17 protein-coding genes and 1 riboswitch are annotated in these 24,032 nt (G+C 53.5%); of the genes, 12 read left to right on the top strand and 5 right to left on the bottom strand.

The window, feature by feature from the left end; all coding sequences use genetic code 11:
- Window positions 1–177 precede the first annotated feature (177 nt).
- The 6 genes from Pan97_RS12985 to Pan97_RS13010 all read left to right on the top strand — a co-directional run bounded on the left by Pan97_RS12985 (window position 178) and on the right by Pan97_RS13010 (window position 5,801).
- Window positions 178–1,014 carry a ParA family protein gene (locus tag Pan97_RS12985; RefSeq protein ID WP_144973170.1) on the top strand — a complete coding sequence of 279 codons (837 nt, stop codon included), beginning with the start codon at window positions 178–180 and terminating at the stop codon, window positions 1,012–1,014.
- 172 nt (window positions 1,015–1,186) lie between these two features.
- A complete protein-coding gene (locus Pan97_RS12990; protein ID WP_144973172.1) occupies window positions 1,187–1,765 on the top strand; it encodes a hypothetical protein in 579 nt (192 codons plus the stop codon).
- Window positions 1,766–1,890: 125 nt separating this feature from the next.
- Window positions 1,891–3,615, top strand: a complete 1,725-nt coding sequence (locus Pan97_RS12995; RefSeq protein ID WP_144973174.1) for an MJ0042-type zinc finger domain-containing protein — start codon at window positions 1,891–1,893, stop codon at window positions 3,613–3,615.
- Window positions 3,616–3,686: 71 nt separating this feature from the next.
- Window positions 3,687–4,628 (top strand): MJ0042-type zinc finger domain-containing protein, encoded by a 942-nt coding sequence (locus tag Pan97_RS13000; protein ID WP_165698731.1) that lies wholly within the window; start codon window positions 3,687–3,689, stop codon window positions 4,626–4,628.
- Window positions 4,629–4,723: 95 nt separating this feature from the next.
- On the top strand, window positions 4,724–5,455 hold the full coding sequence (locus tag Pan97_RS13005) for a metallophosphoesterase (RefSeq protein WP_165698732.1): 732 nt from the start codon (window positions 4,724–4,726) through the stop codon (window positions 5,453–5,455).
- Window positions 5,456–5,474: 19 nt separating this feature from the next.
- Complete coding sequence (locus Pan97_RS13010) at window positions 5,475–5,801, top strand: hypothetical protein (protein WP_144973179.1); 327 nt, start codon at window positions 5,475–5,477, stop codon at window positions 5,799–5,801.
- 63 nt (window positions 5,802–5,864) lie between these two features.
- On the opposite strand, the gene Pan97_RS13015 is transcribed toward Pan97_RS13010, so the two are convergent.
- Window positions 5,865–7,748, bottom strand: a complete 1,884-nt coding sequence (locus tag Pan97_RS13015; protein ID WP_165698733.1) for a TonB-dependent receptor plug domain-containing protein — start codon at window positions 7,746–7,748, stop codon at window positions 5,865–5,867.
- 208 nt (window positions 7,749–7,956) lie between these two features.
- A riboswitch (cobalamin riboswitch) is annotated at window positions 7,957–8,150 on the bottom strand.
- A gap of 197 nt (window positions 8,151–8,347) precedes the next feature.
- On the opposite strand from Pan97_RS13015, the gene Pan97_RS13020 reads away from it, so the two are divergent.
- A complete protein-coding gene (locus Pan97_RS13020; RefSeq protein WP_449240267.1) occupies window positions 8,348–11,875 on the top strand; it encodes a DUF7133 domain-containing protein in 3,528 nt (1,175 codons plus the stop codon).
- A gap of 130 nt (window positions 11,876–12,005) precedes the next feature.
- Here Pan97_RS13020 and Pan97_RS13025 read toward each other — a convergent pair whose 3' ends face one another.
- The 3 genes from Pan97_RS13025 to Pan97_RS13035 form a co-directional block, all read right to left on the bottom strand.
- Window positions 12,006–13,388 (bottom strand): Gfo/Idh/MocA family protein, encoded by a 1,383-nt coding sequence (locus Pan97_RS13025; protein WP_144973185.1) that lies wholly within the window; start codon window positions 13,386–13,388, stop codon window positions 12,006–12,008.
- A 51-nt stretch (window positions 13,389–13,439) separates the two neighbouring features.
- Window positions 13,440–14,843 carry an SUMF1/EgtB/PvdO family nonheme iron enzyme gene (locus tag Pan97_RS13030; RefSeq protein WP_144973187.1) on the bottom strand — a complete coding sequence of 468 codons (1,404 nt, stop codon included), beginning with the start codon at window positions 14,841–14,843 and terminating at the stop codon, window positions 13,440–13,442.
- Window positions 14,844–15,136: 293 nt separating this feature from the next.
- A complete protein-coding gene (locus Pan97_RS13035) occupies window positions 15,137–18,115 on the bottom strand; it encodes an FAD-binding and (Fe-S)-binding domain-containing protein (RefSeq protein WP_144973189.1) in 2,979 nt (992 codons plus the stop codon).
- A 220-nt stretch (window positions 18,116–18,335) separates the two neighbouring features.
- Between Pan97_RS13035 and Pan97_RS13040 the strand changes: the two genes are divergently transcribed.
- From Pan97_RS13040 to Pan97_RS13060, 5 genes are all read left to right on the top strand, one after another.
- Window positions 18,336–19,808, top strand: a complete 1,473-nt coding sequence (locus Pan97_RS13040) for a nicotinate phosphoribosyltransferase (protein WP_144973191.1) — start codon at window positions 18,336–18,338, stop codon at window positions 19,806–19,808.
- An 11-nt stretch (window positions 19,809–19,819) separates the two neighbouring features.
- A complete protein-coding gene (locus Pan97_RS13045; protein WP_144973193.1) occupies window positions 19,820–20,527 on the top strand; it encodes an NUDIX hydrolase in 708 nt (235 codons plus the stop codon).
- A 9-nt stretch (window positions 20,528–20,536) separates the two neighbouring features.
- A complete protein-coding gene (gene pncA, locus Pan97_RS13050) occupies window positions 20,537–21,133 on the top strand; it encodes a bifunctional nicotinamidase/pyrazinamidase (RefSeq protein WP_144973195.1) in 597 nt (198 codons plus the stop codon).
- A gap of 160 nt (window positions 21,134–21,293) precedes the next feature.
- The gene (locus tag Pan97_RS13055) at window positions 21,294–22,103 is read left to right on the top strand and encodes a TIGR02452 family protein (RefSeq protein ID WP_165698735.1); all 810 of its coding nucleotides are present in this window, start codon (window positions 21,294–21,296) and stop codon (window positions 22,101–22,103) included.
- A gap of 12 nt (window positions 22,104–22,115) precedes the next feature.
- The gene (locus Pan97_RS13060; protein ID WP_144973199.1) at window positions 22,116–22,649 is read left to right on the top strand and encodes an RNA 2'-phosphotransferase; all 534 of its coding nucleotides are present in this window, start codon (window positions 22,116–22,118) and stop codon (window positions 22,647–22,649) included.
- A 1-nt stretch (window position 22,650) separates the two neighbouring features.
- On the opposite strand, the gene Pan97_RS13065 is transcribed toward Pan97_RS13060, so the two are convergent.
- The gene (locus Pan97_RS13065; RefSeq protein WP_144973201.1) at window positions 22,651–23,871 is read right to left on the bottom strand and encodes a pyridoxal phosphate-dependent aminotransferase; all 1,221 of its coding nucleotides are present in this window, start codon (window positions 23,869–23,871) and stop codon (window positions 22,651–22,653) included.
- Window positions 23,872–24,032 lie beyond the last annotated feature (161 nt).

Here is a 24,032-nt window from a genome sequence, read left to right on the forward strand (position 1 = left end):
ATCATAGACCACCAGCACCGGGCCGAAAAGGCAACGATCATATAAAGTTGCGCGGGAATTCAGGGAAAACCGGTCTGGAATTCAAATGGCGGTCCTGATTACAATCCCTCGCGATGCTGGCACCGCTGCACGCGCCAGAATTGCCGGAAAGTTTCGCTTTACAACAAGGAGGTTGTCATGCGGTCGATTGCTATCTTGAATCAAAAAGGGGGCGTTGGAAAAACGACCACCGCCGTCAACCTCGCTTCCGCCATCGCTCGTATGGGGCACAAAGTGTGTGTCCTGGACCTTGATCCTCAGGCCCATGCCTCGCTGCATCTCGGGATTGGCGTCGCCTCTGGGGCGGAATCCGTTTACCAGGTGCTCATGGGCGAAGCGTCACTGGAAGACGTTCGTCACCAAGCTGGCGAAAACCTGTGGTGTATTCCGGCTCACCTCGATTTGGCAGCAGCTGAAATGGAACTTGCCGGCGAAGTAGGTCGCGAGATGATTCTCCGTGACGCGATGGAGGTCCATGGTCAACAGTATGATTACCTAATCATCGACTGCCCGCCGAGTCTGGGCGTGCTGACTCTCAATGCATTGGCTTGCGTGGACGAAGTTTTTTTGCCGCTGCAGCCCCACTTCCTGGCGTTGCATGGCTTGAGCAAACTGCTTCGGACGGTGGACATCGTTTCCAAACGAATCAATCCGTGCTTGAAGTTGACCGGCGTCGTGCTGTGCCTGTTTGAATCGGGTACGCGACTGGCTGGCGAAGTAGCCGGCGACGTACACGAGTTCTTCAATCGGGGAACCGCCGAAGGTAGAACGTGGGCGAGTGCGGAAGTTTTTCAAACGCGTATCCGCCGCAATATCCGCCTGGCCGAAGCACCGAGTTTCGGGCAGTCGATTTTCGATTATGACCCCAGTTCCAACGGTGCTGAAGACTACACCAACCTGGCTCGCGAAGTCTTGGGCCTAGGTGTGGCCAGCAAATCCACCGAAGACTCGCTGGCTGAATCGGCCGCGGCTTAGTTGCGCGATCAGCCCTTAGACGTTGATTCTTTTCCCCCGCGACGGTATTGATTGAATGGACGGCATTTGCCGCCCATTTTTGCGATCCAGGGGGGATATTGAGCGAATGCTTGCGTTTCGCTTTAGTCTGAAAGGCCTTCTAGGGCTGTTTGTCGTGGTTTCGATGGCAATCGTGATTACCACGCAGTGGCGCTACCGGGGCCGACTAACTACCTATTTTCTTGATCCGACTTCCGCCGAGGCCAAGGCCCTTCTGGCGTCTCCTGTCCTCGCTGCCGACGAGCTACTGCCTACGGCTGAATATCGGGCCAATTATCGCGATGTCCGCTGGCTATTCTCTAAAGCGGAGGACGCGGTCGCGATTTCTGGGGGATTACAGGCCGATTTCGACAACGATCGGGTTGTGATTCGCACTTCGGAACCAGACGATCTGAAGCTTTTGATCGCGAAGATGTCCGAGGCAGATCATCTAGAAGAGGATCATGGCGTGATTCGTGGCATCGCAGTGGACGAAAATGATCGTCCAGTGGCAAACTTACCCGTCGATCTTCTGGGGCCCACACAGCTCGTGAACGCCTATCTGACGCGTCCGGACGGGAGTTTTAGTGTTCCGGTCGAGTTCACCCCCAGCGACGACTACACGCTTCGTTTTCGGCGATCTTACGCCGAGACCTACCAGACGATGCCCTTTTCACTGGGAAAATCGAAACGTGAAGTGGTTGTTCGGGTTGTGATTCCACAAAAAGGTTGATTGACCGGAACAGAACGCCAGTTGCGAGGTTGAATTTCACGGCCCCCCCAGTGAGAATGAGGGGGTATCAAGCTACGTGATTGACCACCGACTCGACCACCAATTGTTGCAATTCTGGGCTCAGGATGACCTCATACGCACAGTGCTCCCACTGCCAAACCAAGTTTAAAGCCAAAGCCGAGCTTGATGGCAAATCAGTGCGTTGTCCAAAGTGCAAGAAAGTTTTCGATGTCAAGCTGACCGACACGGCCCCCTCGAGCGAAGAAAAAGCCAAGCATGGCTCTGCGGCAAATCTATCGAAGTCCAAGGTGATTCCTAAGAGCCAGTCGGGGTCGAAGGTTCTCGGCGAGATGACGGCCGGCGGAAAGAAGGCCCCCAAGCCCAAATCCGCGAACCGGCCCAAGTGGGCTGGAGAACCAGAACCGGAAAACGCTTCAGCCACTGAATCCGCCGCCAAGAAGCAACTTCACCAAATCCCGGCTGGCAAAGAGAGCCCCATCCTACGTAGCCGCCGAACGCTCTCAGCGGTCATCCTGCCTACCGATCGGCATATTCCTGCTCTTGAAGTTCCATGGGGAGCACCATGTAATCCGCCTAAGGACTTCTTAAAGGAACAAGCCGGCGGAAGTGTGCAAATGCAGGCGCCGTCTCCTGCAACCTCGGAATTCACTCCGCTGATTTCTCCTGACGAGAAGGAGATCCGTATCGAAGCGGGCAAGCCGGGCGAGAGCGCTCCGATTGTCGATTCGGAAGAACCTGAATTAGGGCTTCAAGAGGATGCACCGGTAAAACCGAAAACGCCTGCCTCGTCGTCTTCCAGCAGTATGGATATTAATGAAGATGAACTGATCGCCGGCGTTACGGAAGAGACCTCCAAGCCTGCCAAGAGCCGGCAAAGTGAAGCTGGCTTTCACCGCTCTGCAAAAGAAAAGGTCATAGAAGGAACTTTCACGGATGACGTGGTGACCTCCGACAACGAAGGCGGTTTCTATCGACCTGCTCTGCCTGGTCAGCATGATGATATTTACACCCAAGATCCAGCAATACTTGAAAGAGTCATGACGGCTGCCAAGCAGCTTCTGGGACGCGGTGCGTCGATCGACGACCTGGAGGCGGTGGAAGGCTCAAAATATGTTGAGCAGGTCGCTCAGGTCCTGGCCGGTCAGGAGGGTTTCGGCCAGACCAAAGAGTCAGGCGGATTCGCACTGCCAGTCAATTCCACGCTCGTAATGAGCGCCGTCGGAATTATCTTTGGCGTGGGCCTGCTGGTCATGTTGATCTTCGCCATCAGTACGATCAGCAGTACCCTCGGCTCTGGTGCTGGTGGTGGGACCAACAAGTTTGACTACGTGACCCTACAAACAAGTCAATTTCCCGTCGAGGCCCGCGGGCCGGCAGGGCTGGTGACTGTTAAGTTTCCATCAAACTTTGATCCGATTCCTAGTATCGAAAGGCCCTGGCTTGATACGAAAGTCGAGGGGTATCGCATCATTCGCGACGACGAATCGTTCGTCATGATGTACAGCGCTTCGATCCCGGGAAATCCGCCTAAATCGAATCAAATGCCATCGAAAGAGCAGCTCGAAGTCTTCGGCATGCAGAACCTCATGGGAGCGAGCAAGTACCTCACCAAGACCGAGCAAATGACGCTCGACAATTATCCGTTGATTGAGTATCACTTTTCAGCGGATATCCTGCGGAGCCGGCCAGGGAAGAGCCGGGTAGTACTCCTCTTTACGCAACAACGCATGTTCATGTTCCTCTGGTCGGGTAACAGCGTCTCTTCGGAAGTGAACAAGTTCTTTAAATCGATCAGCGTAAAAGGCAACCCCTACCCTGGTTCGGGTTAGTCCGCACGAGTCCACCTAAGGAGTCTGTCTCCCTTTTTACAACAGCCATACCGAAGATCGGCAGGTTTGGTGTGACGACGATTGCTAAGTGCACGAACTGCGATTCGGCCTTTAAAGTGAAAGACCATTTGGTCGGCAAAGCGGTGCGCTGTCCTCGCTGCGGAGAAGCGTTTCGCGTCGAATCTAATGGCAGTAGTTCTAAGAAAGCTTCCAAGTCTCGTCCCACCGCGGGTAGTAAGACAGTCCAAGCTGAGACCAAAGATAACAGCGTCGATCCGGTTTCATCGGAAGCTTCTCCCGCTCCGTCTTCATCGGAAGGGTTCTTTGACACTCATGAAGACGTCGACGCGATTTACGCCGCCAATGTCGTATCGGCTAAACACCGAAAGCGGCGACGACAATTGACCCTTCTCATCGCCAGCGGAAGTTTGGCAGCAATTTTGATAATTGTGGGTACAGTCGTCGCTTTTCAGTATGTATACGATAACGCGGATATCCCGCTGGAGTTAGCCGATCCCCAGAGCGTCGATATTGCGGAACTGGATGGAAGTTGGAGACCCTACAGTGATACCCACTGGGGCTATTCCGCTCGCATGCCTGGCGAGCCGCAAGTTACAACGGAAGATGGAGACCAGGTAAGATCACTCACGCTTCGCGACCCGCAGTTTGGCACGATGAAAGTCGAGCTCCGTAAAGAGTCGCACCCAGAATGGAACGAGTTCTTTGCCAAAGTGGACCGCGACGAGATCTTCCGAAGTGTTCCCGCCGGAAACGTCATGAAAATCAGTTCGGAGATTACTTACCGAACCGATTCGACGGCCGTGCATCGATATATCCTCGTCAGCAAGGAAAGTCGCCTTACCAAGAATGTCGTGGTTGTGCATAAATTCTCGGTAGGAGGCAAGACAATTACCGTTATGTGGGCGGGCAAACGAGAGATGCTGCGTTCGCCCGAAGTTCTCTACTTTTTTTCCTCGGTCGAAATATCTGGTGATCGATACATAACGCACTAAAACGCTTGGGGCAGACCTTCCCTAACCGGTCGACGTGTTACAATTGGACAATGGTTTTCTAAGAGTTGCCCATTGTGCTTTTGAGGATGGAAAGTATGGATTGGTTTCTTTCCGATCTTCACATGTTTTCTCGCCGTTCGATCTACCACGAACATGAGGAGGAGATTCTGTCACGTGCCGCCGAGGCGCGCGTGTTCGTGCTTGGTGGGGATATCGTCGACTTTTCCTGGACGACGTTACCCTCGGTCGAGGCGACGATCGACGCCTCGATGCAGTGGCTGACGGACCTGGTCGAGTCTAATCGGAATTGTCAGTTTCACTACTTGCTGGGGAATCACGACTGTCACGCGGATTTCGTGAAGCGACTTGGTGACGTAGCTGAAGCGAACGAAAACTTTCATTGGGAACCTTACTTTCTTCGCATCGGTTCGGCTGTGATGTTGCATGGTGATGCAGTTCACTTGAAGCAGCGTACCAATTTGGCGTTGGCCACGCAGCGAAATCGAAAGCACCAATTTAAGCAGCCTGAGTATCGCCACCAGATTTATGAGGTGGCCATTCGCTCTCGGTTGCATGCCGTTGTCGGCAAGTTGGCCAATCCTCGTCGTGTCGTCGCTGGTAGGATTTGGGACTACCTGACCAACGAGAAAGTGGATATGGAGAGGTCCGTGCGGAACGTCTATTTCGGGCATACTCACGTCCCGATGAGCGATTATGCGTATCGTGGTATTCACTTCCACAACGGTGGAGCGTCGATTTCGGGCCTGAAGTTCAACATGCTTCCGATGAAACTCGACGGCCAATGTCATCCAGTAGCCGATAACTGACGTCTTGCGTGAACGCAGAATGCCGAAAGAACCTGACCCAGTAGAGATTGTTGAATTTCTGAAATCGCAGGGCGTTCATATTCGGATGCGCAAGAGTGGTCAGGTGCATACCCTGGACTTCTCCGACTGCGACTGGAAACCCGATGACCACTCGATCCACCAATTGGAGGTCCTGCAAAACCTGGAAGTCTTAAACTGCGAGCAGGCACCGCTCACGGACGCGGCCGTCGAGTCGATTCTACGGCACTCTGGGGTGAAGCTTTTGACCCTGTCAGGTACCGGGCTATCGACCGAGGCCATCAAGCGGCTTCGTCAGAATCTGATCGGATGTCGTATCATCGCATAAAAAAGGCCCTTCGTGGACGGTACACAAAGGGCCTTTTCGCGTTGGGAATTGGCGGACGTTCGATTAAAACGTCCACTCAACACCACTGTAGATAGCGGCATCTGAGGTCGCGTAGCCGGTGACTTCCTCGTATTGCTCGTTGAATAGGTTGTCGATCTTGTAGAACCATCTCATATTGGGACGAATCCAATAGTCGCCGTACACGTCGATGACGTTGTAGTTTGCCAAGACGACAGAACCATTTCGAGCATCCAGTCTGCGGCCCACCATTCGAGCAGCCAGCGTTATTGACCCGCAACCACAGCCAAAGTAACGCGTGATGCCAAACGTCCCTTTGTCCTTGGGGCGGCGTACCAAAGGAAGTCCCGTATCGGCATCCCAGGTATCGGTGTGCGTATACGATCCCCAGACGGCCCATGTTGGATTGATGTACCAATCCGCGGTCAATTCGACGCCGTGAGAGCGGGCCTGACCAATGTTCAGCAAAGTAAACGTCATCGGATCGAAGAGGATCAAGTCGCGATAGTCGTTGCGGAAGTAGGTTGCTCCTAAAACGACGTCGTCATTCCACAGCGATTGATCGATTCCATATTCCCAACCCCGACTGCGCTCAGGCCGCAAATCGGGAGTACCAAATGGAAACAGGTTTTCCGACAACGCAGGTGCACGGTAACCGGTGCCCAGACTTGCCCGAAGTCGAGTACTGGTTTCATGGATTTCGTAGGCCGCGGTCGTTCGGTATGTTTGATGAGCGCCTGCCGCGCTGTGGTCGTCCCAGCGTACGCCAGCGGTCAAATGCAAGCGATCCCAAAACGAGATCTGATCCTGAAAGAAGATCCCCGATTGGTATTGGCTGGCCGACGAAGGCGCCGAAGGCAGGAACTCCGTCGTCGCTGATTCGTCCCAGTGTTGCACCCCGATCGAGAACTCATGATCGGGCCACAATAGCGCCGTTCCCAGGTAGGTAAACTGTCGAGTTGCCCCTTCCGCATTCGCGGGAAAGACATCATCTCGGTCGTTTCGCTGGTACTCGACGTAGTCGTAGGCAAATTGCTGTTGGATGTTGCCATCCAGCAAAGTGTTGTTGATCTCAAATCGTTGAACAAAGTTCTTCGTAAGATTGAGACGCAGAGGATCATCCGTAGGGGGAATCCCAATGGAGAACGAGGCATCGTCGATCCGTGCACGAGCATCCGTGTAACGCAGGCGGTAAACAAACTCTGTATTCTCGGTTAATTGAACGCCAAAAGCACCGGAGAGTGCACCGACCTCGAATGGATCGTTTTCGACTCCGCCTGCGGCTGCCGAAAATGATTGGGTGTCCAGCCACGACCCAGAGAAGGAGTAGTCAATCGCACCCTGGCTACCTTGCACGTAGCCCCCTTCGCGATGCGTTCCGTAGGCACCGCCCTGGGCCGATATCGCCCCCGACAATGGACCTTGCCCGCGACGCGTGATGATATTCACAACACCACCAATCGCTTCCGATCCATAAAGTAAACTTTGGGGGCCCTGCAGAATCTCAATGCGTTCGACATTATCGAGCGTCAAGTTCGCGGCATCGAAGCCACGACTGGGGCTACTTGGGTCATTCACTGGCGATCCGTCGATCAATACTTTCGTGTGCTGGGAGTTAGCCCCCCGCAAGAAGATCGATCGAACGCCGCCTGGCCCACCGGAGTTCACGACGTCGACACCCGGTTGTCGCGCCAGAATCTCTCCCACGGTAAACGCATCGGACTTTTCAATCTGGTCGCGAGCGATCACCTGAACGGTTCCACCAAACTTTCTCTCTTCGGTACCGGTTGCCGTCGGCGTAACGACAGTTGCATTGGAAAACGTTGCGTCGTAGTCACGTTGAGATTCGCCGCTGTTCGGTTCGCTCTGGACGACGACCGGAGGTAATAGAGGTACCTCGGAATCGGGAAGCGAAGGAGTGTCAGACACTTCGTCTGCAGCGTCTGTATTGTTGACCTCTTCTTGAAGTGAAGCCTGCTCGACCGACGTCGCTTGTATCGGTACCAGGTTTTGAGCGCTCGCCGATGTTCCCCAGCAAACCACTCCCAGTAAACAAACGGAGCCCAAAATTGGCGGGCCCCAGCCATTCATCCATCTCACGCGTTGACCTTTCCATCCCTCGTGGAAATGCTTGTAGTCGAAAACGTCTGGAGGGGCGAATATCCTGACTTCGATTCATCCTCACGCCACCCTTCCCAAAGCAGCCTGGCGGTCGCTTCAGTGGTTTGTGACGCTCGTCCTCGTTACAGTCGCGGGGCGGTGGGAGACTTACACTCCACTTCCTCGTTCCCATAGACACAGTGGCAACGCACGCATCGCTAGCGGGTGCAAGGTGCGTACGTCGTATTGATTGGATCGACCTTGCGGGGGTAAATGCTCCTTCAAATCCGAAATGACTGCGCCTGCTTGCCGAGCCGGAAAAGTCGCCAGGACCACGGTTTACCTGCATGGTTGGAATAGTCTCAGTGGCGGAGATATACTCAGGGTACAGCTCATTTTTGCTCACCTCATCCTCCCCTGCCCGCCCAATGAAAACCAACTGCTCGCTCTTCCTTACATTGTTCCTTCTTGCTCCTGGCCCTCTTTTGCTAGCTGCTGAGCCGCCGAAAACGCCTCAGCAACAGCAAAAGCTTTTTCATCTGCCACCAGGTTTCGAGATTCAATTGGTCGTGAGTGAACCTGACATCGGGCAACCCATGAATTTGAATTTTGACGCTCGCGGGCGGCTATGGATTACCAGCAGCGTCGAATACCCCTATCCGGCAGATTCCCCGGGCGTACAGCCACGGCCGGATCGTTTTGCCGGGATCGGGCAGCACGCTCCGCGCGATTGGGTAACCGTGGTTGAAGGGTTTGCGGAAGACGGTCGTGGTAAGACGATCACGACGTTTGCGACAGGGCTTAATATCCCTATCGGGCAAACGCCACTAGGCAATGGTGGCGAGGCGATTGTCTACAGCATTCCCAACATCGATAAATTGGAAGATACCAATGGAGATGGCGTTGCCGACGAACGAACTAAGCTCTATGGATCAGTAGGAAACATCGACACCCATGGCATGGTGAACTCCTTCACGCCTTGGATCGATGGGTGGATCTATGGCTGCCACGGATTCTCGAACACCTCTGAAATCACCGACGGTCAAGGCAATGTAACCCGCATGCAGTCAGGCAACACGTACCGTTTTCGGGCCGACGGCAGTCGGTTTGAATCATTCAGCTTTGGCCAGGTGAATCCGTTTGGTATGACGTTTGACCCCCTTGGGAATCTTTACGACGCCGATTGTCACTCGATGCCCGTGTACCAACTGCTTCGCGGCGCGAAATATCCCCACTTCGGTGCCAAGCCGGATGCCGTTGGGTTTGGTCCCACGATGATCGACCATAATCATGGTTCAACGGGCATTTGCGGTCCGGCCTATTATTCGGCCGAGCATTTTCCTCAATCGTTCCGCGATAACCTGTTTATCTGCAATCCAGTATCGCAGGTGATCCATCGAGACAAGCTGAAGCAGTTTGGATCTACCTACCAGGTCGATTCGCAGCCAGACATGGTTCGATGCGACGATACCTGGTTTCGACCGGTCGACGTCATGATGGGGCCAGATGGGGCGCTCTATGTTGCGGATTTTTACAATCCGATCATCGGGCACTACGAGTCTCCGCTTGATCATCCCGATCGGGATCGAACTCATGGACGAGTGTGGCGAATCGTCTACACCGGAGAAGATAAATCAGCGAAGCCACTTGTTTCCGCTCCCGACCTAACCAAGTTACCTACGAACGAATTGGTAAAACAATTAGACAGTGCAAACTTACTTGTCCGCACCATGGCGACAAACCTGCTGGTAGAGGGCCATGCCCAGGTTGCCCCTGAAGCGATGGATTCGATCCGAGATCAGGCGAGCCCACGGCAATTGGCCCACGCACTCTGGGTGTTAGAGCGAATCAAGGGGCTCAGCAATGACGATCTTCAGCGGTTAGCTGGGCATCCCGACCGGCTGGTCCGCGTTCACTTGATCAAGGCTCTTGCCGAACGTGAAGTTTGGTCGGCGGTTGAGTTCGATCTCGTCCGGCAATCACTGCAAGATCAAGATCCGTTCGTTGTAAGGGCGGCGGCAGATGCTTTGGGGCTTCACCCCGCTGCCGCCAATGTACAACCGATGCTTCTAGCCTGGAAACAGGCTCTTCCCGAAGACACGCACCTCGAGCATATGTTTCGATTAGCCCTTCGCGAACATTTTCGTTCGGCCGAAATCGTTGCCAAACTCGACGCCCAGCCGTGGAGCGATGAGGAATCCAAGCAACTTGCGGCGATCGCGAAGGTTACTGAAAGCGAGCCAGCCGCGCAGTGGCTCATCTTAAGAACCGAAAGCAACTCGATTGATTGGGAAGTTCTAAGTCGAGTGGCCGGGCAAGCGGCACGTCAAAACGATGCGAAGATGCTCGAGAGAATCGTTGAATTGACCAAATTATCTCCCGCATGGAAACAGCTTTCTGTTTTGAGTCAATTCAGTCTCGCAGAACAAGAGACTGGTCGGCGTCCCTCCGAGAATTTGCTGGCACGTTCCTGGGCCGAACGTCTGTGGAATGATCTCTCAGCGGAGTTGGCCCGGAACGAAGCCTGGACGGCTCATCCACTTGACGGTGAAATCCCTTTGGCAACAAATCCCTGGGGACCGCGTAATCGTACAACGTCGGCCGGAGACACACGAACCTTCTTGGATAGCATTGTCCACGGAGAGAAGCAAACTGGCGTTCTTCGAAGCCGCAGCTTTCCCTTGCCCAAAGAGATCCGATTCTGGCTATGTGGCCAAGACGGATTGCCTGGCAAGCCTAGTCCCGAATCAAACTTCGTTTGCGTTAGGCTTGCCGATGGGAACAAGGTTATTGCAAAGCAAAACGTACCTCGAAACGACGTCGCCAGGCAGTACACACTTTCACTCGCCGAGTATGCAGGCAAGACTGGGTATGTGGAGGTGGTTGATGGGAATTCCGCATCGTCCTATGCATGGATCGCGGCGCGTGAGTTTTCACCTGAGGTGCCAGCACTGCCTTTGCAGGAGGAAGCTGCATCCAAGGCAGATCTCTTGCGCCTCGTGCAGGACTTTCGTCTGACGTCTTCTGGAGACCAATTGCTTGCCCTCCTCTCCGATCAGAATCTCGATTGGGAGATGCGGGTCTTGGTCGCCGAAACGTTGCAACGACTAGGGCTTGGTGACGAGGTTTCTGACAGTCTGATTGTTTGGCTTTCGGAATCAGACCTCTCCCCGGCGCTTTGGCAAAGAGTCGTTCGGTTACTCGGATTACAGGCAAACAGCAAAGTTCACAATGCCCTGGTTGATCAGTTGAAGAGCACTGCATCCGCGGAGCAAGCAGAGATCGCCCTTGCCCTCGGAAATAGCAAAGAGGGAATGGTTGCTCTTCTGGCCGCGATCGACCAAGGGAAGGCTTCGCCGTACGTACTGCAGAATCCTAAGTTTCAGCAGCAAACCGAAGCCATCGTTCAGTCCGCAGGCTTGCGGGATCGCGTTGCAAAACTGACTTCAGCCCTGCCACCGGTTTCCCTGCAAGAGCAAGCTGGTATTCAAAAAGTCCTTACGCTTTATTCGTCAAGCCAAGCGTCCCTGGCCGACGGAGCAAAGTCCTTTGAGAAGCATTGTGCTGTGTGTCACAAGATTGGCGATCAAGGTGTTCTCATCGGCCCGCAGCTTGACGGCATAGGCAATCGACCCCTAGAGCGGATAGTCGAAGATGTCCTGGCACCCAGCCGCAACGTCGATGCGGCTTTCAAGACGGTCCTGATTCAAACAGTCGATGGCCAAGTGATCTCTGGACTGCCACGACGGGAGGAAGGAGAGGTTCTCGTGTTGGCAAATGCGGAAGGAAAAGAGGTGCGGATCACTAAGGACGACATTGAGGTTCGTAAGGACTCGCCACTTTCGCTGATGCCAGGCAATTTCGGTGAACAGATCCCCGAAAGAGAACTGCTTGGACTTATCGACTTTTTGCGTCACCAAACAGCCACGCCTTCCGGGCCTAATAACCATCAATAGAAAGGCCACTCCCATTCGATGTACAGGCGATATCTTTGTTGGTCGTAGTGAGGTGAACCATTGGCGCATAAGAAAAGCGTTCCAATCATTAGATCGGAACGCCTTTGCGTTTCGTATATCAACTAAATAATTACACCACGTATTCCATGTCGCGGATCTGGCCAGGCATCGGAACCGGGTATTTGCCTTCCTCGTTGGGCATCACTGGGGCTGGTCCATCTGCGGTCAGCTTGTCGACGTTCGGAGCGAACTCTTGCTCGCAATGGAGCATTTGTTCGTAGGTGACCTCTTGACCCGTATGAGCTGCCATGCGGCCCATGCTGGTTACCAGGCTTGCCTGAACGCCGCGGTGAACTTCGTTGTAAGGTTGATCGTTGATGATCGCGTCAACTAAGTCGTTCCATTCCAGTTGGTATGGGTTTTGTTCCGGCTGGGGGTAGGCCCAAACCACTTCGCGGCGGTTTTGATTCTGTCCGCTGAAGGTGCGAACCTTACCCGGCGTGTGCCCTGAGGTACTGACGATCGCCGAACCCTTGCTGCCGTGGACGACGCTTGACATGTCGTTGCGGCAACCAAGCATCGTGCGGCCATTGAAGAACAGCTTCGAGCCATCTGGGTAGGTGTATTCGACGGCGTACGTATCGAAGTTCTGGTCGATGAAGTCGCCTCGGTAGTGACGTCCGCCCAGGGCCTGAGCCTTGACAGGCCAAGCATTCTTCATCCAAGAAGTTTCGTCGATCTGATGGATGTAGAAGTCGCTGAAGCAACCACCGCTAGCCCACAGGAAGCTGTGGAAGCGTTCGATCTGATACATCACTTCCGGCTTGTCTTCTGGTTTCCGAGTGCTGAACGCCGAAGCGACCGGGCCGTGCATGCGGTAAGCACGCATGCAGACGATATCGCCAATCTCGCCGTTTTGAATTCGTTCGTGCAGTTCCTGACGACCACGGCAGTGACGCACCATTAAGCCCACAGCCGACTTGATATTCTTCTTATCTGCCAGTTCTGCCAAAGCGATCATCTTCTTGGCACTTGGGCCATCCGCGATGACAGGCTTCTCCATGAAGACGTTCAGGCCCTTGTCGATCGCGTATTGGTAGTGAACCCAGCGGAAGGCAAGCGGCGTGGCGAGAATTACAATGTCGCCAGGATTCAACGCGTCCATGGCTTGCTTGTAAGCTTCAAAGCCAACGAATTGGCGTTCCTTGGGAACGTCGACTTTTTCCTTGTTCTCTTGGAACGTACGGTTCAGCGCGTTGTAGCTGCCATCCAGGCGATGCTGAAACACATCGGCCATTGCCACCAGCTTCGTGACCCCGGCCGGGACGTTTAATGAGTCGGCCGCGGCACCCGTTCCACGACCACCACAGCCGACCAATGCGACCTGGATCTTGCCAATCTCTTTCTCTTCCGCGTGAACGTGCGGCACGGCGAAAGCGCTCAGGGCGGAAGCGGCGCCGGCCATCTTGATAAAGTCACGGCGATTGTTCTTCGTTTGCAGTCGTTCGCTCATAATAAGTCCTGTGACCAATGGAATAGGGGTTGGGGATGAATAGGAGTGGGGTTAGTAGACGTCTTTCGCACTGTTCCAGTAGAAATACATTTCCTCTGGCGAAGGGATCTTCACGGGGCGAACAATGCGAAAGCCTAGTTGTTGAGCATTGGTGTGGTACCAGATGCTCTTGGGAAGCTGAGGGTCTTGCTGTTTCCAGACCGCTTCACTGCCGCGCCGCGCAGCGCTGCGAAGTCGATCCGGATCATCGTCCCAGCCGCCACCGCGAACACTTCGCGGATAGAGACTTACAGGCTTGATGTATGGGTTCTTGGTCGAGTTTTGAATCTTTTCGAAGTAGTCAGGTATGTACTGATCGGCACACCATTCCATGACATTCCCATGCATGTCATGTAGTCCCCAGGGATTGGGCTTCTTTAGGCCAACCTTTTGGTATTTTTCGTTCGCATTGTCATAGAACCATGCGTAGTCGAAGAGATTTTCCGGATCATCTCCGAAGGAATAGGCCGTGGTTGTGCCTGCACGACAGGCGTGCTCCCATTCCGCCTCGGTGGGAAGTCGGTAGAAATGACCCGTCTGGGCACTAAGCCACTGGCAATACTTATTGGCCGCATGCTGCGTCATGCTGATCGCGGGATAACCATGCTGACCCATACCGAAACTCATTTCGGTATAAGGAGGCGTCGGTTGGCTGACGGCATCGACGATGGTGTGGGATTTCGTGTCGAAGTCGATTCGCGAGCCGTCCTTGCGTCGGTCAACCTGCGTGATCATGAAGGGTTCGTATTCATCCCAGGTCACCTCGCACTTGCCCATCCAGAAAGGATCGACCGAGACCTTGGTTTGCGGTCCTTCCTCAAGCCGGCGCAACTCTTCGGTCGCTGGGCTTCCCATGACGAACTCGCCACCAGGGATGGCGATCATTTCATATTCCACTTCGGTAACAGGGATTGTGTTCTTGTAGTTGGCTGGGTCTCCCTGCTCTTTCTTGGCTTGGGCGATGATCTTGGCGTGAATCTTCTTCACCAATTCGAAGTCATCCGGTGAGGCGAACTTGGGGCCTTCCTTCGCACGAGCCTTGAGGGTCATGTCTTCCGGCCACTTGGCGCCTTGGGCGATCCAAGTTTTCAGGATTTCGGTTTCGTTCTTGGAGAGCGGTCCGCCGGAACGAAGTGGCGGCATCAACTGCTCGTCGGTACGAGGCAGCACCGTCATCGTGTAGAACATGCTGTCTTCAGGGGACTCGGGAAGGATCGCTCCACCACTGCCGGACTCAAACGCGTCTTCCTTCGTTGTAAGCAGGTAATCCCCCGCAGGTTCGTCCCCTGAATGACAAGAAACGCAATTCGTTTCCAGGATAGGAGCCACGTCTTTCGAAAAGTCAATTTCGGCGGAAGACAGAAAGCCAGGTGCAAGACCGAGAAGACATACCGTTAGAGAAAACGCCAGTTTCATTCGTTGTGCTTTGAGACCCCTTACGGAAACGGGGGTTGCTAAAGGAAATTTGGGGGAGGGAGAAACATGAGAGGTGGTGACTGGGATAGTCACGAGGTGTGCGCTAATTCTAGGCGAACGTCATTTCGTTGCAAGACTTTGCGATTTCATACAATCTGGTTGCCTATTTAAATAACCGCCGCAGATAACGCGAGATATTTGTCGCTCACGGGTGTCGATTGCTACAAAATGGCAAGAGACTGATTACAAAAATCGAATAGAAACTTTTTGAATTGAGTCTGGTTACGGTTAAATCAGGGCGATTTTCGCAAAGATTTCCATAATATTTCGGCCGGGTGCATCGCCGTGCGTTGAGTTCCGTCATGAATTTGATGACGGCAGGAGGTGCCTGGTGCCGCTATTAGGGCGTCGGTTGGTAGTCCTCGCACGCGAGGGAACAGAACCAATTCGCCAATCTTCATCGACACCGCGTAATGTTCCGCTTCGTAACCGAAGGAACCGGCCATGCCGCAGCAACCACTGGGGATTGTCTTCACAGTGTAGTTCTTCGGAAGACTGAGGGCGGCAATCGTTGCCGACTGTCCAACAAGTGCCTTTTGAAAGCAGTGTCCGTGAAGGTGGATCGATTTTGCCTCGTCAGTAAATGAATCGGCAGAAATGTTTCCGGTTTGCATCTCTTGTTGAAGGAACTCCTCGAACATCAAGCATCGATTGGAAATATCATGAGCGATCGGACGTAATCTAGGTTCGGCTAACTCCATGGTTTCATCACGAAAGGTGAGGATCGCGGAAGGCTCAACTCCGATCATACGAATTCGATCACCCATTACTTCTTTCAGCACAGCTAGGTTTTGGTCGATGCGCTGTTTGGCTTCACGAAGCAATCCTTTCGACAACCACGTTCGCCCGCTTTCAGTGATTGGTGCGAAAGTGACGCCGTACCCGAGGTGTTCTAGTAGCTCGATCGCCGCGATACCAACATGCGGATCATGAAAGTTTGTGAATTCATCATTGAAGAAGAGGACCTTTCCCGCTTTTCCGGCATTGGCGTGAGGCCGATGTTTATCGTACCACTTAGCCAGCGTTTGCTTGGGCAAGAGTGGAATCGTGCGCTCGGGATGAAACCCAGTCAGGCGATTAAGTACCTTCCGAAGTAACGGTGTTCCAAACATAAGATTCCAAAGCCAAGGCACCTGAGCCGCGAGTTTCTGTTTATTGACAAAATCCGCGATCAACTTTGAACGGCGCGGGACTCCGTGCGCATCGTGGTAGTGCTGTTGAAATTCGGCTTTTAGCTTGGCCATGTCGACCGTCGAAGGACACTCCTTCTTGCATCCTTTACACGAAAGACAAAGGTCCATCACCTCTTTGAGTTCTTCACTGTCCAGCGGATTGGCGGCATTCGATTCAGTAATGATCTGACGAAGCGTGTTGGCCCGTGCTCGCGTTGTATGCATTTCGTCACGTGTGGCCATGTAGCTCGGGCACATTGTCCCACCAGATAACTCCGTTTTGCGACAGTCGCCAGAACCATTGCACATTTCGGCTGCACCCAGGATGCCGAAATTTGAAGAAAAATCGAACAACGTCTTTGGCTGCCGGGGCTGCTGCCCCGGGGCATAACGCAGGGAAGAATTCATCGGAGGCGTATTGACGATCTTGTTCGGATTGAAGATACCCTTGGGGTCCCACGCGTGTTTTACTTGCTTGACCAACTCGTAATTGCGCTCGCCGATCATTTGTCGCAGAAACTCACCTCGTAAGCGTCCGTCACCATGTTCGCCGCTAAGTGAGCCCCGGTAGTGTTTCACGAGTTCGGCGATCGTCTGTGCCACTTCGCGAAATTGCTGATTCCCTTCCGGCGTCTTGAGGTTGATCACAGGGCGAAGATGGATCTCACCGCTGCCAGCATGTGCATAATGAACACACTCAAGGCCGAATCGGTCTTTCAGACGCCGGTTGAACTCGGCGATATACTCCGGCAAGTCATCGACATCCACACACGTATCTTCCACCACCGGAGCAGGCTTCGCGTCGCCTGGCATGTTGCCTAGTAGCCCCAGCCCTGCTTTACGCAAGTCCCAAATCCGCTCGGTATCATCTCCGAAGAGCACTGGGTAGGCTAAGCCGAGACCGGCGTCTTGCATCTCGCTGATGATGTGATCGCAAACGGACTGGACTTCCTCCTGGGTTTGCCCACGGATGTCAACCACGATGATTGCTCCCGGCTTACCTTGCACGAAGAACCGGTTCGCACGATGTTCGATGCTTCTTTCGGTGCACTCCAGGATAAAATGATCGATTAATTCACAGGCATAACAGTCGTGCCGCACGGCGATCTGCGTTGCACGAAGCGATTGATCGACGGTCTCGAAGTGGGCGCATAGTAGGCCACTAACCGGTGGAGGCAGCGGTAAACAGTTCAGCTTGATTTTGGTCGCGAAAAAGAGGGTCCCTTCACTTCCGGCGATTAACTTGCAGAAGTTAAATCGCTTGGAACTCGACGGATCGAAGACCTCGGCATCCATCAACAGGTCGATGGCGTAGCCGGTGTTTCGTCTCGGGATCGAGGGCTTAGGAAACTCCCGTTCGATTTCCTCACGGTTTACGTTGTTGGACAGCATCTCGCGGATTCGCTGGTAAATCGACGTCTCCAAAGATGCGGGGCCGTTGCATTTGGCTTCGAACTCTTCCACCGTCAGTTGCCCGAACTTGACGTAAGATCCATCAGCTAGAAATCCTTCGATTTCCAGTAGGTGGTCGCGCGTGCTGCCGTATTTGATCGAGTTGGAACCGCAAGAATTGTTTCCTACCATCCCGCCGATCATGGCCCGGTTTTGCGTCGATGTTTCTGGACCAAACAACATGCCATGTGGTTTGAGTGCGAGATTCAGCTCGTTGCGAATCACCCCAGGTTCCACCCAAACGGTTTTTTCTTGCGGGTCGATTTCAAGAATCTGCGTGAACCAGCGCGATACATCGACGACAATGCCGCCACCAACGACTTGCCCGGCCAAGGAAGTTCCGGCAGTACGAGGAATCAGGCCGACTTCATGGCGATTGGCAAAAAGGATGAGTTGTCGAATATCCTTTTGGGTTTCAGGGATCGCAACGGCAACCGGCATTTGCTGGTAGGCGGAAGCATCGGTCGCGTAAAGACGCCGCATCAGCGATCCGGTGTGCAGTTGTCCCTGCAATTGGGATCGCAATTGATTCAATGCCGCGCCCAGATCGGGCGTGGTCGGTTGTTTCGCAGGAGGAGCAGATTCCATAGGGGTGTCAATTCATGGATGGGAGGTGGGACCAGCAAGCGTTGACCCCCTATCTTAAGGTACCCGCGACAAATTCCCATCCTGGGTCTTTTCCATGACTGATTTTGTCGGTTACCAAGTGTTTCCGGTTGAAGGTTGGCGAGAAAGCTACAAACCAAAACAAATCATTATTGACAAATGATGCATAGTGTCGATAATACACTTAGAAAGTGAGAAGACGATGCTCAAGCGACTTTATCAGCCCCCATTAGCGCTGTTGACCGATCTTTACCAGCTGACGATGGCCTACGGCTATTGGAAGTTAGGGCGTGCCAATCAACAGGCAGTGTTTCACCTCTTCTTTCGCAAACCACCCTTCAAAGGTGGTTATGCCGTCACAGCGGGGCTGCAACAAGCGATCGATTACTTAGAGGCTTACCGCTTTGATGACTCGGACGTCACCTATCTCGCCGAGTTGACGGGAAATGACGGCCAGCCGCTATTCGAGAAGGCATTTCTCGACGAATTGCGTGACTTGAAACTTACTGTCGACGTTGATGCGATGCCGGAAGGGACCGTAAGTTTTGGCCAAGAGCCGATGCTCCGCGTCAAAGGGCCAATTCTGCAGTGCCAACTGCTGGAAACGCCTCTGTTGAACATGATTAATTTTCAGACTCTGATCGCCACGAAAGCCTCACGAATTCGGGCAGCCGCGGGAGACGAGCCTGTATTGGAATTCGGTCTGCGAAGGGCGCAAGGGATCGACGGTGCCATTTCGGCGAGCCGGGCCGCGTACATCGGCGGGTGTGCTGCCACCTCGAATGTCCTGGCAGGCAAGCTGTTTGGCATACCCGTCAAAGGAACGCATGCTCATAGCTGGGTCATGTCATTTGATAGCGAACTCGAGTCGTTCGAGAAATACGCCGAGGTGATGCCCAACAACTGTGTGTTTCTGGTTGATACGTATGACACCCTGGATGGAGTGCGGCAAGCGTGCCAGGTAGGAAAGCAGCTTCGCCGGCGGGGGCAGGAAATGGTTGGTATCCGGCTCGACTCGGGTGACTTGGCGTACCTAAGCATCGAAGCTCGCAAGATTCTCGATGAAGAAGGTTTTCCGAATGCCACCATCGTGGCGTCGAATGACCTCGATGAACACATCATGGAAAGTTTGAAAAACCAGGGTGCAAAAATTGCCGTGTGGGGTGTAGGAACCAAGCTCGCGACGGCATTCGATCAACCGGCACTGGGTGGCGTCTACAAACTGGCTGCCATGCAGCGTGAAGATGGAAGCTGGCAACCGAAAGTGAAACTTTCGGAGCAGGCCATCAAAACGTCGATTCCTGGGATGTTACAGGTCCGCCGCTATCAAACAGGGCAAGGTCTGATCGGCGACATGATCTACGACGAAACGCGCGGCATCGACCCGAGAGAGATCATCGTTGATTCGAAAGACACTACTAGAAGGAAGCGTCTTGCTGAGCACACCGAGTCGTTTGACTTGCTTACTCCAACGATGCGAGATGGAGTGCGTGTCAGCGAAATCGAGCCGCTCGAAGCCATTCGTGCCCGAGCACTCGAACAGTTGCAATTGGTTCATCCCACGATCCGTCGATTCATGAATCCGCACGAGTATCCTGTGGGGCTCGATATTGGACTTCATGAAGTTCGGAATCGCATGATCCACGATATTCGCGGATCGCAATTGGATGATTAGAGAGGACAGCCATGCGAAACAAGCTATCCAAGAGATTTCAATACGAATACCCGCGAGCCGCACTGACGGTCGACATCGTCGTATTTGCCCTCGATGAAGAAGACTTAAAAGTGATGCTCATTCAGCGCGACCTCAAGCCATTTCAAGGACAATGGGCCTTGCCTGGCGGATTCGTACACGTGGATGAAACCCTGGACGCCGCCGCACGGCGTGAGCTTCAGGAAGAGACGGGGCTTAAGGAGATCTTTTTGGAGCAGTTGTTCACTTTTGGCGACTTAGATCGAGATCCTCGTGAGCGAGTCGTGACCGTCGCCTACTACGCGCTGGTCAATTTAGAGGGACACAACGTCCAGGCCAGCACGGACGCACGAAACGCTGCCTGGTTCTCACTTAATGAGCTTCCGGAACTCGCGTTTGATCACGCGACGATACTGAAAGCCGCTCACGAACGTTTACGAGGCAAAGTGCGTTATCAACCGATCGGATTTGAACTGCTCCCTGAAAAATTTACACTCCGTCAGCTTCAGCATCTCTACGAGGTCATCCTTGATCGAGAACTGGACAAGCGCAATTTTCGCAAGAAGGTGCTGGGGATGGAGATCGTCCAAGAGACGGACGAGATCGAAAAAGATGTCGCCCACCGTGCCGCACGACTTTATCGGTTCGATCAGAAGGCGTATGAGCGACTTAGCAAGCAAGGATTTCACTTCGAGATTTGAGAGGTCCTTATGAAAGCCCTACTGCTGATCGACATTCAAAATGACTTTCTGCCCGGCGGTGCTTTGGCGGTTGTCGACGGAGATCAGGTCGTACCGGTTGCCAATCGATTCATGAGCGAGTTTCCTTTGGTGGTTGCTACGCAGGACTGGCACCCCCGCAATCATCGCTCATTCGCCAGCCAACACCCTGGACGGCAAGTCGGAGAAGTCATCGATTGGGATGGACTGGAGCAAGTGCTGTGGCCAGATCATTGCGTGCAAGGAAGCAGTGGTGCCAAGTTCGCACCTGGCCTGAACCTGGACGGGATTGACCACGTCATTCAGAAGGGTACCGATGTTCACATCGATAGTTACAGTGGCTTCTTCGACAACGGTCACCGCAAATCGACAGGATTAGAGCAACTGCTTCACGATCACGGCGTCAAGGAAGTTCACCTGGTCGGCCTCGCCACGGACTATTGCATAAAGTTCACGGCACTCGATGCCGTGTCATTAGGATTCAAGACTTGCGTTGTTCTCGAGGGCATTCGTGGGGTCGAGCTTTCGCCTGGAGATTGTGCCAAGGCAATCGAAGAAATGCTCGCGGCAGGAATTGAGATCGTTTAACAGGGAGCGTACGGTTGGCGATCGAATTTTTCGGCATCGGTAAAGATGGTTGCGGTCAGAACTGGTTTGGAAAGATTCTCGTGAAAGTTCGCAGCAAACTGCAGGCAAGAATAAGCATGTTAAGGAGTAAAGCAAGATGAGCCGGACAAAACGCGCCAGCGTGGCTCAGGAAACGGTCAGGATCGTCGAGAACGGCTGCTACGAATTAGCCGATGGTCAGCAGGTTGATCTGAGGAAAGAGATTGACGATTCACTAGCTGCTACGCAATTGATTCGACCGGGTGACTTCGGCTCACTGATGATTCCCAGGTCAAATCATCGTGGTACCGATTTCGAGGTACACAACGAGACGACATTGACCGCCGCACGGCGGCTGGTTGTTGAGAGACAACTCGACAACGTACTGTGCTTAAACTTTGCTTCTGCCAAGAACCCTGGCGGTGGTTATCTAGGTGGCAGCCAGGCGCAGGAAGAAAGCTTGGCGCGAAGCTCCGCTCTCGTCAAGACGCTCGAATCGCAATGGGAATACTACGACTTCCACCGATCGTGCGGTATATCGGTTTATAGCGATCACATGATCCTTAGTCCGGACGTGCCCGTGTTCCGTGCCGATGATGGCGCACTTTTAGATCGCCCATACCTGCTTAGTATCTTGACCTCACCTGCCGTGAACGCAGGTGCCGTCATCAAGAACGAACCACAGCGGGCCGCGGAAATTGAACCCAAAATGGCCGCGCGTATCGGCAAGCTATTGAAGTTAGCGGCCGCAAAGAACTACCAGCACCTGATATTAGGTGCATGGGGATGTGGCGTTTTTCGCAATGAGCCTGAGATGATTGCACGTCTGTTTGCGGAAACGCTCAAGATTGGTGGAGCGTTTGAAAATCAATTTACGTCCATCACTTTTGCCGTGCTCGATGGCACAGAGCACGAAAATATTATCGGGCCATTTCGAGCCCTATTTCAGTAAGGAAACCAATCCGTGAATGCGGAAAAACTTAAGAAGATAAGTAAACGAATGAGTTATATCCTGCGGCATCAGCCTGACTCCGTAGGGCTTACGCTCTCGCCGGGCGGCTGGGTTGCCGTCGAAGACCTGTTAGCAGCATTAAAGATTTCACGAGAACAGCTTAACGAAGTTGTCGTTACCAATGACAAACAGCGGTTCGAATATTCGGAAGATGCGTCGCAGATCCGAGCACGACAGGGTCACTCGACGCTGGTCGACCTGCAATACGAAGCCGCCACACCCCCAAATCTGTTGTTTCGTGGGACGGCCACGCGGTTTCTCCATTCGATCTTTGAAAAGGGATTGATCAAAGGGAATCGGCATCACGTCCACCTTTCGATCGATCGCGAAACGATGATCGCGGTGGGGAGTCGTCATGGAAAGCCCGTCGTACTGGAAGTCAACGCGAAGCAGATGGTTAACGACGGCAGTCAGTTCTACGTTACGGGCAATCACGTCTGGTTGACCGATCACGTTCCGCCACAATACCTGCGAGAGTTTCCCTAGGCTACAAGTCTTGCTTGGCGAGCCATGGAATCATGCGGCTAAACGCCTCTTCGATCTTCTCGATCGACGTCGAGTAGCTAATTCTCAGTGAATTGGTGCAACTCTCACCGAACGCTTCGCCCGGCACGACGCACACGCCGATCTCTTCAAGCATTCGTAACGCCACGTGACTGGCATTCGTATGCAGCGGCAGTGACGGGAATATGAAGAAACTACCCTGCGGCCAATAGCCAGTCAGGTGAGGCGATTCGCTGACGAGCTGGACGATGCGGTCTCGTCGATGTCGGTATTCTTTCACCATCTCGTCGATGCACTGGCTGCCACCGCGCAGCGCCGCGACGCCAGCCCACTGAGAAGGCGTATTGGCAACGGTCGTCGTGAACATGTGGTACCGCCGTAGCATCTTGATTGTCCCTTGGCTGGAAATCACCCACCCGATCCGCAGGCCGGCCATTGAAAAAGTTTTGGAGAAGCTGCTGGCAATCATCACGTGGTCAAGATCGGATGTGTGGCCAAGCACACTGGCATAGTCGAGATCGTCCAGCAATAGGTGATCATACACCTCGTCGCTGATGACTTTCACCCCCTGGTAGGCCGCCTCTTGAACAATCGCTTCGATCGTTTCCTGGGGATAGACAGTGCCGGTAGGGTTGCTCGGCGAATTTAAGATAATTGCGAAAGTACGGGGACCAATCGCATCGATTACCTCTTGAGGATCGAGCTGATGACCACTTTCAGCTCGGGTCGGAATCGCTTTCACTTCCCCGCCATGCATACGAACCAAGGGCGCATACAACGGAAAACACGGATCAGGAATCAAGAACTGTCGACTAGGTGCCGCCGTCACGCTGATCGATAAGTACATCGCTTCGGTTGCGCCAGTCGTTACCAGGATATTGTCTTCGGTAATCTCGCGGCCCGTCCTTTTGCTATAATAGCTGGCCAACTCTTTCAGAAGTTCTGGCAAACCGGCATCCATGGTGTACCCGGTTTCTCCTTTCTGAAGAGCGTGGATATAGGCATCGACGATATGTTTGGGGCAGGGAAAGTCAGGCTGACCAATCGAGAGATGGATGACGTTTTCCATCGTTGCGGCAAGATTCACCATGCGGCGAATGCCAGGTACCGGTAACGCGCGAAGTGGAGGACTCCACTCGAATGCATCATCCGCGGTTGGAATCTTAAGTCCTGAAATCAATTTCTCGGACATTTCGCTCGACATAGCTCCAAATCCTCTTCGCTGGTTTGAACGACTGACTTCGCAGGGAATGGTTTGGGGTGTGACCAACGCATCTTGATCGATTTACTCTTATCATTTCAAGATTAATCGAGAACTCACAAAGAAAAAGTTGTTCGCGGTTGGACTATAACGTGAGAACCGAT

This window comes from Bremerella volcania, assembly GCF_007748115.1.
Taxonomy (GTDB): Bacteria; Planctomycetota; Planctomycetia; order Pirellulales; family Pirellulaceae; genus Bremerella; species Bremerella volcania.

What these genes read in the sequence shown, in the direction of transcription:
- Pan97_RS13005 (WP_165698732.1), top strand. Translation starts at nt 4,724, where the DNA reads ATGGATTGGTTTCTTTCCGATCTTCACATGTTTTCTCGCCGTTCGATC.
- Pan97_RS13045 (WP_144973193.1), top strand. Translation starts at nt 19,820, where the DNA reads ATGCGAAACAAGCTATCCAAGAGATTTCAATACGAATACCCGCGAGCC.
- Pan97_RS13030 (WP_144973187.1), bottom strand. Translation starts at nt 14,843, where the DNA reads ATGAAACTGGCGTTTTCTCTAACGGTATGTCTTCTCGGTCTTGCACCT.
- Pan97_RS12985 (WP_144973170.1), top strand. Translation starts at nt 178, where the DNA reads ATGCGGTCGATTGCTATCTTGAATCAAAAAGGGGGCGTTGGAAAAACG.
- Pan97_RS13025 (WP_144973185.1), bottom strand. Translation starts at nt 13,388, where the DNA reads ATGAGCGAACGACTGCAAACGAAGAACAATCGCCGTGACTTTATCAAG.
- Pan97_RS13010 (WP_144973179.1), top strand. Translation starts at nt 5,475, where the DNA reads ATGCCGAAAGAACCTGACCCAGTAGAGATTGTTGAATTTCTGAAATCG.
- Pan97_RS13040 (WP_144973191.1), top strand. Translation starts at nt 18,336, where the DNA reads ATGCTCAAGCGACTTTATCAGCCCCCATTAGCGCTGTTGACCGATCTT.
- Pan97_RS13035 (WP_144973189.1), bottom strand. Translation starts at nt 18,115, where the DNA reads ATGGAATCTGCTCCTCCTGCGAAACAACCGACCACGCCCGATCTGGGC.
- pncA (WP_144973195.1), top strand. Translation starts at nt 20,537, where the DNA reads ATGAAAGCCCTACTGCTGATCGACATTCAAAATGACTTTCTGCCCGGC.
- Pan97_RS13020 (WP_449240267.1), top strand. Translation starts at nt 8,348, where the DNA reads ATGAAAACCAACTGCTCGCTCTTCCTTACATTGTTCCTTCTTGCTCCT.
- Pan97_RS13065 (WP_144973201.1), bottom strand. Translation starts at nt 23,871, where the DNA reads ATGTCGAGCGAAATGTCCGAGAAATTGATTTCAGGACTTAAGATTCCA.
- Pan97_RS12995 (WP_144973174.1), top strand. Translation starts at nt 1,891, where the DNA reads ATGACCTCATACGCACAGTGCTCCCACTGCCAAACCAAGTTTAAAGCC.